The organism is Oribacterium sp. oral taxon 108 str. F0425 (assembly GCF_000214455.1).
GTDB classification, from domain to species: domain Bacteria; phylum Bacillota; class Clostridia; order Lachnospirales; family Lachnospiraceae; genus Oribacterium; species Oribacterium asaccharolyticum.
This window is the reverse complement of record NZ_AFIH01000001.1, coordinates 1,777,855-1,793,060: the sequence shown is the minus strand read 5'-3', so window position 1 is coordinate 1,793,060 and position 15,206 is coordinate 1,777,855. Positions and strand designations below refer to the sequence as shown.

The window sequence follows — 15,206 nt, the reverse complement described above, 5'->3', positions numbered from 1 at the left end:
TCCTGTAAGGAAATTGGAAAAAGGAGAAGACGTCAGATCCAATATGATTTGGATTTGACGTCTTTTTTGTGTTCTTAATGAGGGCCGCTTGCGGAGCTAGCGGTATTATGTCGGAAATGCGGTTTATAGGACAAAACGTGTTGATGAAAACCGGGATTATAGGACAAAATGTGTTGATGGACACCGCTCTACAGCTGAATAAATCAATAGTTTCCGGAATCCGCCGGGATTATAATTCGTTATAATGACCTTCATATATAAATAGTTTATTGAATCTAATTTATGGTTAGTATATACTAACTACGTATTATTCTTGAAAATTATTTTGTATGAGGAGGAAATCATGAAAAGAAAAAGAGTGAAGGGGAAAAGTTGTTTGGGAGCTTTTCTCTTCTTGTCCTGTGCTTTGAGTACCATGGGCTATGCCGGAACATGGAAAAATACCGGGAAGAATTGGCAATATTTGGCAGAGAGCGGAGACGCACAAAAAGGCTGGCTTTTGGATAGCGGAACTTGGTACTTTTTGGATGAAAATACCGGTGTAATGAAGGATAAATGGCTTTTTTATCAGGGGAAATGGTACTTCTTAAATCCGCAGTCCGACGGGAGCCGCGGAAAAATGCTTAGCGGCTGGCAGTGGGTTGACGGCTACTGCTATTTTCTAAAAGAGGATGGGGAGCTCCTCCTGTCTGCGATTACTCCGGATGGTTATCAGGTAAATGAATTAGGCCAGTGGGTTTCGGAAGACGGACAAGCAATCCATGTAGAAGGAAAGGGATACTCTACTAAGGTAGTGGAAGAGGAAAATAAAAATCCGGTGGTTGCGGGAGCTTCCAGAGCTGTTCCCGGAGGGAGCGGCTCGCAAGGAAGACGGGGAGGCTCCGGTTCCGGAGGGGGCGGTCTGGGAGGAGCCTCCGCGGTAAGTCCTGCTGTACCAAAAGAAGAGAAAAAAGAGATGGGGAATGCTCAGGAAGAGTCCAATAAGAAAGAAAATCCTGCAGAGCCACCGAAGGAAGAGAAAAAGCCGGAGGAGAAGAAAGAGACCCCGAAGGAAAATGAAGGCGGAAAAGAGAGCGAGGTTTCCAAGCTTACAGTGACTTCTGTTAAGGAACTTGCCGCTGTCTCTATTGAACAGGGAAGAAGCTATTATGACAATGAGTTACCGACAAAGCTGGAATTAAATCTCAGCAATGGCAAAAAGGTAGAAGCTTCCATTCTTTCCATCGATAAGCAAAATGTAAAAACCTGGCAGCCCGGAGAATATCTTTTAAAAGTGAACTACAACCTTCCGGAAGGAGTAGAAGGAGAAAAACCGGAAGTATTGCTACGATTGCTTGTACGAAAAAAGAGCAGTTTTACTTTAGAGAAAGAGGAATATGATGTTTCAGAGGATGTAGTCTTGCAGTTCCATGAGGATCAATTGGAAGAGGGAGATACGATCCATCTTGAAGCGGGTAAGTCGGAGGAGGACTATTACTACAAGGAGCTTACGGAGGGCATGGAGTATGAGACGGATTATGAGAATAACAGCGTTATTCTGCATTCCGATGCCTTACTGAAAAAACTATATTCCTCCGTGTATAAGGACGGAAAGCTTTCCGGATCGAAAAAAGTCTATTTGGATATCCGCAGAAAAAAGAAGGGACAAAGCGGCTTAAGTTCTTACAGCTTACATTTTACATATCGAAATGCGGAGAAAAAGGATGAGAAAGAGGATTCTAAGAAAGAGAATTTGATAGAGGCACATCCGGGCGGAGGTGTGACTTCCTTTACGCAAAGAAGAGAAGATCTGCGATTCCCCTTCTATCATGGGAATTACGAATCATTGGATTTTGGGAAAATCGGGCAGGTTCGATTCTATGTAGATGGTAGCAAGGAAGAATTGACAGGGCTTAAGTTGTTCAAGGGCTATGCCAACGAGGATGTGCCCGAGGACGGGTACGAGGCGATTCTCGTCTTGCCGTTTTCGACAGTGCAAGAAAAGCTGCAAGACAATCAGATCAGGATCTATGGAGAGGGAGGCGGCTACAAGATTGAGCCCTTCACCATTAGTTATGAAAAGAAATAGCGCTTTTTAATTGTTGAAAAGGGGAAGCTATGAGAAATATTTTCAGAAAATGGATAAGCGGCATTCTGGTAATGCTGCTTATATTGGGGAATGTGGCTTATACGGGGGCATTCTCTTCCTATGCAGCGATAGAAGAAAGTGAAATTGCAAAGATTATAGGAGAACAAAAAGGCCCCTATGATGTCATGATTCGTCTCGATTATTTTGGCGCGGACAAAGATGCTTTAAGCAGAAAAGAAAAGGCGGAAAGAGCACAGAAAGAGCTTTTAGCTTATTTATCGGAAGAAAAAGAGAACGGCAACGTTGAAAAATATGAGGCCTTTTATATTGCGAACGGCGTACATGCCGTTGTGGAAAAGGCGGAGGTCTTATATGAAATTGCAAAGCAGGAAAATGTCATTGCCGTTACGCCCAATCAAAGAATAAAACTCATTCGACCTGTGGAAGAGGAAAAAAATCCAGGAAGAAAAGGGAAATCTTTGAGCCGGATGAAAGAAGAATCGAGTGGGGCGTTTCCATGGTGCATGGAGATAAAGTCTGGGAAGAATATCAGATTACCGGGAAGGGCGTTACCGTAGGAATCATTGATACGGGTGTGAACTATAAGCTTCCGGCAATCAAGAATAATTACAAGGGTTACGATGAGACAAGCGGAAAGTTTGACAAATCCTACTATAAAGATTTTGTGGATGGTCTGCCGGAGCCTATGGCGGATCACGTCAACGATCACGGTACGCATGTAGCCGGAACCATTATCGGTGCGGAAGGAGAAAATCTGAACCGCATAGGTGTGGCGCCGGGGGCAAAATTCATCAGTGCAAGAGCGATTAATGATCAGGGCGGAGAAACCAGTAATCTCCTTGCTGCGGCGGAATGGATGCTGGAGCAAAAGCCGGATGTGATTAACAATTCCTGGGGAGGGGACAGCGACGACAATCGCTGGTTCTATGATATTGCCGAAGCCTGGAAGGAAGCCGGAATTGTAGGCGTTTTTGCTGCCGGAAATCAAAGCGGAAGGGAAGGTGTTCCCGGACTTGGCACAGTGGCAAATCCGGGCAATATGTTAAATGTCCTTACGGTAGGTGCAGTAGATATAAATAAGAAATTGGGGACTTTCTCGAAGAAAGGCCCCTCAGCCTTTGATGATACGAAGAAAATCATTAAACCGGAGCTGGTTGCACCGGGAGTACAGGTGCGTTCTTTGGATGCCACCGGAAATTATGTTTCCTGGAATGGCACCAGTATGGCAACACCCCATGTAGTCGGTGTCATTGCCTTACTTAGGGAAGCAGACCCGAATCTTTCCGTGGAGGAGATTATTTCTCTGTTGGAGTCTACGGCAGAACCGCTTTCGGATGCGCAATATAAGGGCAGTCCTAATATGGCTTACGGCTACGGCCTGGTCAATGCCTATGATGCCATCTCTAAGATCAAAGGAAAAGCCATCGGAAAAATCTATGGAAAGGTTTTAAAAGAGGGACAGGACCATACTGCCGCAACAGGTGAAGCGGAGTCGGAGAAAGAGGCTTATCTGGGGAGAGATTATCGGGTGAGTGCGTTGCTCAAGGATGATGTTTCGATTCGTGAAGCTAAAGCTTATTTTAGCTTTAATGATGAGACGGAAGAACAAAGCATTGCGTTAAACTTACAGAGCGGCGTTCAAAATGACGGAATCTATACGGGAGAAATTCAAGCGGAACTTCTTAAAGAGGGAGTCCTACATCTTCGCATTGCAGCCACGGACTTCGCCGGTAATGTTACGGAAATCAGACAGGCGGTTTCCGTGCATCCGGGGGCAAGTCTTCCGTGGGACTTTGATTTTGAAAAGGATTTGTCCGGCTTCCTTCTGAAGGGAAATTGGGCGCTTTCCAAGAGAGAATCCTCGAAAGAACCGACACTTCCGGATGGCAGTACCCAATATATCGGAATCGACGGAGGCTCTCCCATCTTTACAGCAAGCGTAGAAAGCTCCCTGGAATTACCGCCAATGGATTTCAGTGCATTTTCCAAAGGAGATAACTTCTGTCTTACGGCGGATGTGTACAATTCTTTCCAAGGAATTTGTCGTGCGGAAATTCAGGCAAGATTGGCTTCCGAAAAGGAATGGAAGACGGTTTACCAAACGGTTTTAAGACCGGATATTACGGAAAGATCCTGGGAAAGAAACAGCTATTCTTTGGCGGAATATGCCGGAGCGGGAGAACCCGTATTGCTGCGCTTTTATTTCCTGGGAAGAGGAGAAGGCGCAGGATGGTATTTGGATAATCTGCATATCGGGCTGGGTGATACCCTTCCTCCGAAAAAGGTGGAAGGGTTGAAGGCTGAAATGGAGGAAAGGGGGATTCGTCTCAGTTTCACCATGAACGAAGAGACGGATATGAAAGAATACGCCATAGAGAAAAAGGCTTCGGGAGAGGAGGAATTTCGGGAAATTGCAATTCTTCCGCAGGGCTTTAAGAAGAAATTTATAGATGAGAAGGGCGTAAAAACACACTATGAAATGTCTTACTTGGATGAAGATGTTTTGGAAGGAGAAAGCTATACCTATCGGATTATTGCAAGAGATTTATCGGGAAATGAAAGTGAAAGCTCCAAGACGCTTAAGGTAAAATATGGAAGCTTAAGAAGCAATGTTTCCTATAATTTTGATGATGAGGACGGAGGTTTTCAGCCAGAGATTCTTCAGTACAATATCAATGATTGGGAGCATGGCAAGATAGCGCTTCCTGCCGATTGGATGGAGAAGACCCTATTATATCGGAATGTTTACGAAGGTCTTATGGTCAATCAGACCAGCGTATGGGGAACGGCCCTAAATGGTCCGATGAGTCACGGTTTTACAGTGAAGCAGGATGCGGTTCTTTTGATGCCTTCCTTTACAGTGGAAAAAGGGGATTATTTTTACTTTGACAGTTTCTCCGTTCGTAGCAATATCGACCAGAACATCAGTTTCACGGTGGAAATACAAAAGGAGGGAGAGGACAGCTTTGCCACACTGTTCAGTAAAGAAAAGATACAGGGCTTTTCTGCACCGCAGCAGTGGCATACCTTATCCCAAAGTCTTGATTCCTACGTGGGGGAAACGGTGCAGGTTCGTTTCAGAGTGCAGGCTGACGGAGGGCTCCGAGATGAGTATAACGTTGGTTGGTATATTGACAATGTCTATGTGGGAGAAAAAAAGAACTCCACAGAGAATAGTAATATTGCAACAAACACTACAATAACAGAGTCGGAAAAAGACGAAATGAATGCTGCCTCAGATACGGATTCGGCCGGTTTTTCCGCTGAAAACGAAGGTCTTTTTGCTTACGATGAGGAAGAAAACTCCATCGATAAAGTAGAGGCGGAGCATAACGAAAAAGAGCTGCAGGGAATTCCGCTGGAGGCAAAAATTGCGGTCCTGGAAAGCGGTAAATATACTATGGCCAGTGTTCTGGACGGAAGCTATTCGCTGGAGCATGCGGTGAACAATCCGGAAGAGCCCTTTACTGTGGAGGTTTCCGCCTATGGCTATGAGACGGAAGTGAAAAAAATAGATTTAAGCAAGAATCCGGTGCAGGAGTACAACTTCCTTTTAAAAGAAAAGAAAAGGTCCGAAATTCGCGGAAAGGTACTGGATAAGGACGGACATTCCTTGAAAGGAGTTAGCCTACAGTTATTGGAGGATTCCCGTCTTCCGCGTACGGAAACGAATGAAGAAGGGACATTCCTCATTCAGCATGCCTATACCGGAGCCTATACTCTGAAGGCTTATAAGAAAGGGTACCTTCCGAAAGAAATAAGCGTTCAGCTTGGAGAGGAGGCTTTGGAACTCCCCGGTATTGTTCTCGATGAAGAAGCGAAAGATGGGAAAGAAGCGGAAACGGATTACGGTTTTCAAGTGGAAGAAAAGAACGGAGCATATGATACAATTCATTTTCTAAACGGAATGAAGGGCAGTGCCGTACGTTTTCAGGCCCCCTTTAAGGGTGCTGTCTTAAAGTCTGCAAAGCTTTTCCTGGTCAATAACAGCTATTACAACGGAAACCATATCGAAATCGGCGTTTTAGGATATGATTCGGAAAAACGTTTACGGGAGCTTGCCCCCTTTAGAGACTATGGGAATTATAGCAAGAATGCCTGGAACGAAATTGATCTCAGTGAATATCAGATTAAGCGGAATGAGCCTCTTTACATTGCAACAAGCTATAAAACCGCTTTGTCGGACAGTTTGGGACTGTATTATGATGTAAATGCCAAAGAAGAGGCAAAGAAGAGAAGCTATGTTTATGACGGTGCTTTTACCGAGACTTCCGCGCTGCAGGGAGTCGGTGCATTTGCCATAAAAGCAACTTGGGCATATCCGGACGGTGCAGAGAAAAATCCCGAAACGGAGGTGGATGACAGCTCAAACAATATCGGAGGAGACATTCATCCCATCGTAGAAGAAGATTTTGACTTTGATGATGCGACACAGACCATTATAAAATATAACGGAAAGAATCCGGAGGTGCTCATTCCGAAAATCATTCGGGGTGTTGCGGTAAAACACATCGGAGAGGGAGCCTTTAACAAAATCAATCAGGAATATGAGACGAAGATCAAATCGCTGATTGTTCCGGAGGGTGTTGAGACAATCGGAAAGGATGCTTTTAAAAATAATCGTCTGGAAAAGGTCAGACTTCCGGAAAGCTTAAGAGAAATCGGAGAGGGTGCTTTTCAATTCCAATATAAGGACAGCGGAACGGATAAAACAGACTTTTCAATCAATATTCCAAAGGGTGTGAAAGCCATTCACAAAAACACCTTTTCTTCAGCGGGAAGTCCTCTTTTAGTGACCTCAGCGGAAGGGCTGGAAAAAATTGAAAAAGATGCTTTTTCTTACAATAAAGAGGTGGAGATTCATGCAGACAAGCTGCAAGAAATAGAGGAAGGTGCCTTTGGCGTGGATAAAAGGGCGATTTTCTCTTATGCAAAAGTTTTTACCAAAGAAGACAGCGCTTTACAGTCCAAAGATGGAGAATATCTGATTAATCCTACCTTTGTGAATCTCACTGCGATAGACGCCAAGGATTCGGAAAAAGTATTAAGGAGAAGCGTAGTGTACGGTCCGGGAAATAGTACAGGCTACGGACGAAATCAAGAGGTAAAGGCATTTTATCGGATGGGAGAAACAGTCAGGATAGAAGCGGAAGATTTTAAAAAGGGAGGACAAGACTATACCAGTGTGGAAGAAGCGAAAGAAATGACGCTAGGCAAGCAAAACAGTCTTAGCTTCCAATACTACCTTTTGTCTATGCAGCTTCGCCTTCCGATTCTGGATTCGGATCGGAATCTTCCCGGCTTTACCCTACCCTCCGGAAAAGTAAAGTTGATTCAAGAGAAGAATGAGGGCGGTACCGTTACACAGGATGAGGTTAAGGCAAATGAGGATGGATTCTTTGCCCTGCCGCTCCCTGCCTTATCGGAAGGAGACAAAATCATTCTGTCCGTAAACGGTAAAAAGCCATCCGAATATGTAGTAGAGAAGACCCCGAACAAAAAGTACGTCGTAGAAAAAGGAAAGCTGCTTCGTTATCTCGGAGAAGAGAAGGCATTGCAGATTCCGACCTCCTTCAGTACTGCGGGAGATATAACGGAGATTGGCGACTTTGCCTTTTATGAGAAGAGCCTGGATACGGTGGAAATTCCGGTGAAGGTAAATACTATCGGAGCAGGCGCTTTTATGAATAGCGGTTTGCACAGCTTTAGCTTTGCGGCGGAAAATGTTAATTTGGCCTCGCTTCGCATCATTAAGGAATATGCTTTTAAAAACAACAAACTGCAGTCTATTGAGGCTCTTCCGGAACTGACGCACGTCATTCAGAAAAAGGCCTTTGAGAACAATGCATTGGAAAAGCTTGCGCTCAGTAAATATCTGGGGCATGTTGGGGAAGCCGCTTTTAAGAACAATAAAATCAAGACGATTTCCATTCCGGGCAATATAGAGGAGCTGGGAAAAGAAGCCTTTATGAACAATGAACTTACTTCCGTACAATTCTTGGAGCCGCAAAATGCGAAAGAAGATATGGAAGGGGTGAGCCATCTCGAAGAAGCTGTCTTTGCCAACAATGCCATAAAGGAAGTTGAGCTGGGAAAAAGGATCAAAACAGTGGATGAGACGGCCTTTCTCGGAAATTGGGGCGGACTGCCAATCTTGAAAACGGATGCGGAGGGCATTACGGCAACAAAGACGTATGATGTACTGCGTTCCGACGGCACTCTCTTAAGTCTGGAGAAAAAAGAAGATTCGGAAGGCAAGAAAGAAGACTCACAGAAAGAAGAGAAGAAGGATTCTGAAGATAAGCCGTCCGGTGCTGCCGGAAGACCCTCTCGAGGATCCGGCAGTGCGGGTAGATCATCTAACGCATCCGGAAGCAGCGGAGGAAACGGGAAGGTTCCGCAGGTATTGGGAGCTGCAAAAGACCTTTCCGAAGTATCGTCCATAGATGCCTTACCGAAGAACTATCAGGGAGAAGTAAAACTGCTCTATGGAAAAAGAGTTCCTTCCCAAGTTGTGGATCCGATTTGGGTTATGAACTTCCGTAACCATCGTTATATGCTTGTAAACCAAGAAGGAGAATTTTATAAAAATGCTTGGGTTTTGGTTTTCCGGCACAGTGTAACGGAAAAAACGAACGGTCTGCCTTATGCATGGTATCATTTTGATGAAAACGGGATGATGCAGACCGGCTGGTTTGAAGAAGCGGGGAATCGGTATTATTTCTCCGAAGAGGAAGGGGCGGACATCGGCGTCATGCTTACGAAGAATCAGGAGATTCGCGGAAAAAACTATTCTTTTGAAGCAAGCTTTGGCCCGCAAATGGGACAGCTCTTATCCAATGGATAACGGGACAACGTACTTTTCGAAGGATTTTTTGGGATACAAGAGAGAAGAGGCGGGACGAAGATTGTCCCGGCCTCTTCTTTCTTGTCAGAAATTCCATTCTTCAGTAGAATGAAAAGAAAAAACGCAAAAGCAGGATTATGAAAGGGAAAATCATGGAAGAACGTATCGGAATCTTGGTATTTGGAGCAGTTTTTGTGGATATTAAGGGCTATCCCTTTTCTTTATACAGAGCGGATGGAAGAAATGCGGGCAAAGTCGTTAAAGTTCACGGCGGAGTCAGCCGAAATATTGTAGAGGACATTGCCAATGTGGAATTGAGGCCTACCTTTATCTCTGTGGTAGATGAGGACGGGATAGGGGAAGAAGTTGTACAAAAACTGACTCGCCATAAGGTAAATACCCGCTTCATCAAGCGGATTAGTGGAGGGCTTGGGACTTGGCTTGCTATTTTTGATACGGAAGGAGAACTGATGGGCTCCATTTCGCAACGCCCCGATCTATCCAGTCTCGAAGAGGTAATCCGAGAAGAAGGAGATTATTTATTTTCCCGCTGTGACAGTGTCATAATAGAAATTGATATGGATTCCAAGCTTCTGAAATTGATTTTCAACCTGGCTGAAAAGTATCATAAAAAGGTTTATGCGGCTGTATCCAATATGTCTATCGCGCTGGAAAGAAGAGACTTGTTGAAAACAACGGCTTGTATTGTTTGCAATCAACAGGAAGCGGGAATGCTCTTTTCGGAGGAATTTGAGAACATGGACCTTGAAGCGAAACTCTCTACCCTTTCTTCGCTGGTGGTGAAGGCACAATTCCCGCAGATGATTATGACTTTGGGTTCCGAGGGGGCAATCTATGCGGAACAAAACGGGAATGCCGGGCACTGTAAGGCCAAGAAGGTGCATGTAATCGATACTGCGGGTGCGGGAGATGCCTTTTTTGCCGGAGTGGCCATGGGATTGACTTATGGGAAGAACTTAATGGAGGCCTGTGAAATCGGAACCAAGCTTGCAGCTTCCGTCGTTGGCACTTCCGAGAATGTGAATCCCCGTTATCTTCCGGAAGAACTCGGATTGGAAAGTCTTACGGAATAGATGGAAATGTAGAATGAGCAGTCCGAAGAGAGGGGAGGAAAGAGAAGGGAGGAAAGAGAAGGAAGGGATAGATTGCTGCAAAGTGTTGATAGAGTGGGAGAGGAGAAATAGTGAACCAGATACTTTTGCTTTCGGGAGTTGTCATTATTCTCAGCGTATTTTTACATAAGCTTTCCATGAAGATGGGTGTACCGGTTTTGCTCGCCTTTCTTTTACTGGGAATTGTGTTTGGGATAGATGGCGTTTTTAAGATTCATTTTGAAAATTTTGAACTTTCGGGTTCTGTCTGTAGCTTCGGACTGATCTTTATCATGTTTTCGGGAGGCTTCGGCACAAACTGGAAGGAAGCAAAGTTTGTGGCTGGAGAGGCTGTTCTTTTATCGAGTCTTGGCGTAGTATTTACCGCCTTATCGGTAGCCGCTTTTTGTACTCTGCTTCTTCATATGGAGTTCTCCTGGGGACTGCTTCTCGGCTCGCTCATCGCCTCAACCGATGCGGCATCCGTCTTCTCTATCCTTCGTTCCAGAAGACTGAGCTTAAAGGACAGGACGGCATCCCTGCTCGAATTTGAATCAGGGAGCAATGACCCGATGGCTTATATGATGACGCTTCTTTCCCTGGAACTTGTACAGGGAACCGTGAAAATCTCCGAGATGCTCAGTATGCTTTTCTTGCAAATTGTCCTTGGGCTTTTGATTGGAGGAGTTATCGCTTTCTTCGCTCTATATATGATGAAGAAGATTGCGGTTTTAACGGATGGATTTGAACTGATTTTCGTACTGGGCGCAGTACTTCTTTCTTACGCGCTTTCCACTTCGCTTGGAGGAAACGGATACCTTGCCGTCTATCTTACCGGCATTATTTTGGGAAATCAGAAAATCAAGCAGAAGAAAGAGATGGTACAATTTTTTGATGCTTTAACGGGAATTATGCAAATGCTGCTCTTTTTCCTTTTGGGCTTGCTTTCCACCCCTTCTCGTCTTCCCGGCGTGGCCTTCAATGCGATAGGGATTTTTCTTTTCCTAACCTTTGTCGGAAGGCCGATGGTTGTCTTTACCCTGATGCATTTCTTTCCTGCCTCGAGGAATAAGAAGCTTCTCCTTTCTTTTGCGGGATTAAGAGGAGCTGCCTCCATCGTTTTCGCTATACTGGCGGTTGATACGGTAGGAAGAGGAGATTATATCTATCACTTGATTTTCCTCATCGTTTTACTGTCTATCTTACTGCAGGGTTCCTTTCTTCCCAAGGTTTCCGAGAAGTTGGATATGATTGATGCGGAAGGGGATGTCATGAAGACCTTCACCGATTATACGGAGGAAAAAGAAGTACAGTTTATTGAATTTCAGGTTCCGAAAGGGCATTCCTGGGCAGGGGAGAAAATAAAGGATATTCGTATGCCGCCTGAAACAATGGTGATTCTTTTGGAGAGAGACGGAAAAAAGGACATTCCGAATGGAGATACCGAAATCCTGGTAGGAGATAGAGTGGTAATAGCTTCGGCAAAACCGGCACTCAGTTCCGACCTGGAGATTATAGAGCTTGAGGTGGATTACGGCAGTATCTATGCCGAAAAGAGAATTGCGGAGATTCCAAGAGATGACTCTGAACGCGTGATGCTGATAGAAAGGGGAGAGGAAGTCCTCATCCCCCGCGGGGATACCTTGATTCAAGTCGGTGATGTACTGGTTATGTACAGGCTGAAAAAAGGATAAAGCAGTGAAAAAAAGGATAAAGCTGTTTTACTCCAAGGCTCTTTGCAAGGCTTCAATTTCCTCGGTGCTGAGCCTTCTGTAATCGCCCGGAGCAAGGTTTTCATCCAGCACTACCTTGCCCATAGAGAGACGCTTTAACTTCGTCACGACATAGTTTTCGGAAAGAGCAAGGAACATTTTTTTGATTTGATGGAACTTTCCTTCGGTGATAATGATTTCTATGGCGGTTTTTTCTTTCTCCGCGCTAAGGATTCTTACCTTAGCCGGCTCCGCAATCAAATCCTTGTCATATTGTATGCCGAAACGTAGAGGTGCTATATCTGAATCTTCCAGAAGAACGGGAATTTCGATATAGTACCTTTTTTCTATGTGGTTTTTAGGAGAAAGCAGCGTGTGGGCCAGCTGTCCGTCGTTCATGATGAGAATCAGCCCTTCACTGTCTTTATCCAGTCTTCCCACAGGAAAAAGATCTTTTCTGTGTTTTTCCGTAATCAGATCCAGTACGGTTTTCTGCTTTCGATCTTCGGTGGAAGACAGGACGCCAATCGGTTTATTCATCATATAATAGGAAAACTCTTCATAACAAACTTCTTCTCCACGATAGGAAACAGAGGCATGTAATGGTACGGAGAAACTGGAGTCTCGGATGATTTCACCGTTTACAAGGACAAGCCCTTTGCGAATCTCTTTTTTGATATCCGAGCGACTTGCAAGCCCCATATCGGATAAATATTTGTCTAGTCGCATACTTCACCCTCCTCAAGCTTTCTACGAATGGGGATTCCGTTCACTTCCAGATTGTCGGAGATGGGCAGAAGCAGGTATTCTTTCCCGTCAATCATCCGGCTTTCCAAAATAGCGGAGATTTCATTTTTGATTTTAAATTGTAGATTTTCCGATTTTAACTCTAAATTCTTATCGACTAAATTTTCAGCGTAAAAGGCGGAATCGTTTTCTCCGAGACAGTTGTCATAGAGTGCGGAAAAATTGGCCAGTCCTTCTTCGCTTGCACCGGCGTTTTCCAAAAGTTGCCTTATCCGGGATTTGGAAAGGCTTTGTTCCTTTTCCTCTTCTTTGCTTTGCTCCTTTATCTCCTGTAATTCTTCCTGCAAAAGGCGAATATTTTCAAAATTACAATCCTTTTTCAAAACCTCCTGTACCAGTGTGGAGAATTGAATCTTCTGCTCTTTTTCACCGTATGGAAGTCCGATACCGAAGAGTTCCTCTGTAATAGAGTCCAGCCCCTCTTCCCGTTTCTTTGTTCGGTATAGGAGAGAGTGAATGTCGGCTCCTCTCTCATGGAAAGCAGGATAGAGGAAGGAAATCTCCGGTTTTTGCACCACGAAATCTTCCGACCGGGCAATAAAACTGTCTTTCTCCTTATCAAAGCACAGCCCTTCTTTTAATAGACTGACCGGGCAGAGGAGAAAAAGAGTAAAACGATATACGGTATCGGAAGCATCTTCCAAACTTAAGCCGTCCGAGGTTTTTTTAGGGACGTCATAAATTCCATGCGCAAGAATCAGGAGTTTTTTACCCGGAACAGAGTAGATTTCATTTATTTTTTGAAAGAAACTTTCAGAAAGCGCTTCTTCTTTGAGCTCCGATTCATTTAAACGAAAGAGTGCATCCTGCTTTCCGCCTTCCTCCTCTTCCTTTAGAGGAAATTCCAGGGTATAAAGCTCGCGACCGAATTTTCCGGAGAGCGAACGCTTAAAGAGCTCGCAGTACTTAAATACTTCATTATCTTCCAGAGCATAAAAGGAATCGGAAAAACGGGAGAGGACTTCGCCCTCTTCATTGATAAAACAAGTTCTTATTCGGTCAATCCGGCAGTCTTCCTTTTTAAAACATTTTTTGATTTCATTGATCCCTTTTTTGTCCATGATGTTCCTTCCTATCTCTTTTCTTCCTACTTATCAGTCTGTTTTTTCCTTGCATGGATAGTATTGTAATAAAAACGAAAGAGAGCTACAAGAAAATAATTTGTATATATTTTAAAACTCGTTCTGAAAAGTCGGAAAAAATGTGCTATAGTAGGAAAGTATCATTGCGAGAAATAGAAGGACTTTAAGCATGGCGGATAAACGTAAGTTGGGTAGCGGAGAGAAAAAGTTTCGAGATAGAAGTCAAAATTATAAATCCAGTAGAAATGTACATTCCAATATAAAGAGAAAAAGAGTTCTGACAGAAGAAGAAAAGCGGATTCTGATGCGGAGGAGAGCAAGGAGGAAAAGGCAGGCGGAGCAAAAAAAGGCGAGAATCATCTTTGCTCTTGTTCTTGTGTTTTGCCTTTTTGTTGTTTTCCAGGTTTTTGCCATGGCTTTTCGTTTTATTGAAAAAAGTCGGAAAGCCCAGAAAGAAGAATCGGTAACCGTTGTAGAGAGCAGTGTGGAAAGCAGCCCGGCAGAGTCTACAGAGGAGAGTACGGAAGAGGAAAGCCCAAGTGAAGGCGAGACAAATGCAGAGGGAATGGTTTTCTCCGGGGGACGTTATATTGATCCGAGTAAGCCGATGGTTGCACTGACCTTTGATGACGGTCCCGATGTGCAAGTAGACGGGGTTCTCATGGATGAGTTGGAAAAGGTGAATGGAAGATCTACCTTCTTTGTAGTGGGGCAGAGGGTTGAGAAATTTCCGGAAGATATAAAAAACACGGTAGAGCGCGGGCATGAAATCGGAAATCATTCCTATGACCATGATATTCATTTGAGCAGTAAGGGTCAGGATTATATCCGAAATGAGTTCGATAAAACGGATGATGCAGTAGAGAAGGCTGCCGGTGTGCGCCCTGCTTTGGTTCGACTTCCGGGAGGAAATATCAGTAATGATGTCAAGGCAGTTGTCAAGAAACCCCTTATTTTCTGGTCTATCGATACGGAAGACTGGCGCTCTCGGGATGCGGAGAAGACACAAAACAGTATTCTTTCACAGGTCAAGGATGGGGATATCGTGCTGATGCACGCCTTATACCTTTCCACGGCACAGGCTTGCAAAACGGTTATTCCGGAGTTGCATGCCAGAGGGTATCAGCTCGTTACGGTTTCGGAGATGATTCATTTCCGCGGACAGAATGTGCAAGGCGGAAACGGAGTACAGTATAAAAACTTTCCGCCTGTTGAAACAGCGGCGGCGGAGAGCAGCACGGCAAGTACCGTAGCGGAAACGGTCAAGGAAACAAGTGTGCAGAGCAGTTCGCATAGTGTAAAAGAGAGCAGTAAGTCGAGCGAAACGAAAAAAGAAACAAAGAGCGCAAAGACTGCAAGTAAAAGCACGGAAAGTAAGAGCAATACGGAAGCCACGAAGGAAAGCGGAAATATTGTAGAGAGTCCCGGTATAACGGTGGAAAGCAAAACGGTAGAGAAGTCTACAAAGGAAAGTGCAGGCAATATAGCCGGCGCAATTGACGCGGAGGATCCGCAGTAAAAGCGGGAATGTACCTGCTTTTCTGTGCAAATGCGTTT

The 15,206-nt window shown here is 44.6% G+C and carries 8 protein-coding genes; 6 read left to right on the top strand and 2 right to left on the bottom strand.

What is annotated here, in order from left to right:
• Positions 1 to 343 precede the first annotated feature (343 nt).
• The 5 genes from HMPREF9124_RS08360 to HMPREF9124_RS08340 all read left to right on the top strand — a co-directional run bounded on the left by HMPREF9124_RS08360 (position 344) and on the right by HMPREF9124_RS08340 (position 11,742).
• Entirely contained in the window at positions 344 to 2,068 is a 1,725-nt protein-coding gene (locus HMPREF9124_RS08360; RefSeq protein WP_009429922.1) for an N-acetylmuramoyl-L-alanine amidase family protein, read from the top strand.
• A 29-nt stretch (positions 2,069 to 2,097) separates the two neighbouring features.
• A complete protein-coding gene (locus tag HMPREF9124_RS08355; protein ID WP_009428233.1) occupies positions 2,098 to 2,646 on the top strand; it encodes a hypothetical protein in 549 nt (182 codons plus the stop codon).
• Positions 2,586 to 8,936 carry a S8 family serine peptidase gene (locus HMPREF9124_RS08350; RefSeq protein WP_009429641.1) on the top strand — a complete coding sequence of 2,117 codons (6,351 nt, stop codon included), beginning with the start codon at positions 2,586 to 2,588 and terminating at the stop codon, positions 8,934 to 8,936. Before HMPREF9124_RS08355 ends, HMPREF9124_RS08350 begins: the two co-directional genes overlap by 61 nt.
• Before the next feature lie 137 nt (positions 8,937 to 9,073).
• Positions 9,074 to 10,030 (top strand): carbohydrate kinase family protein, encoded by a 957-nt coding sequence (locus HMPREF9124_RS08345; RefSeq protein ID WP_009429382.1) that lies wholly within the window; start codon positions 9,074 to 9,076, stop codon positions 10,028 to 10,030.
• A gap of 110 nt (positions 10,031 to 10,140) precedes the next feature.
• Positions 10,141 to 11,742 (top strand): potassium/proton antiporter, encoded by a 1,602-nt coding sequence (locus tag HMPREF9124_RS08340; RefSeq protein WP_009427769.1) that lies wholly within the window; start codon positions 10,141 to 10,143, stop codon positions 11,740 to 11,742.
• Positions 11,743 to 11,769: 27 nt separating this feature from the next.
• Here the strand turns inward: HMPREF9124_RS08340 and HMPREF9124_RS08335 are convergent, their stop codons facing one another.
• Positions 11,770 to 12,489, bottom strand: coding sequence for a pseudouridine synthase (locus HMPREF9124_RS08335; protein WP_009429987.1), 720 nt, complete (start codon positions 12,487 to 12,489; stop codon positions 11,770 to 11,772).
• Complete coding sequence (locus HMPREF9124_RS08330) at positions 12,480 to 13,628, bottom strand: DUF4317 domain-containing protein (RefSeq protein ID WP_009429122.1); 1,149 nt, start codon at positions 13,626 to 13,628, stop codon at positions 12,480 to 12,482. The genes HMPREF9124_RS08335 and HMPREF9124_RS08330 overlap by 10 nt, the downstream gene beginning before the upstream one ends.
• A gap of 190 nt (positions 13,629 to 13,818) precedes the next feature.
• Between HMPREF9124_RS08330 and HMPREF9124_RS08325 the strand changes: the two genes are divergently transcribed.
• On the top strand, positions 13,819 to 15,168 hold the full coding sequence (locus HMPREF9124_RS08325) for a polysaccharide deacetylase family protein (protein ID WP_036597766.1): 1,350 nt from the start codon (positions 13,819 to 13,821) through the stop codon (positions 15,166 to 15,168).
• Positions 15,169 to 15,206: the final 38 nt, after the last annotated feature.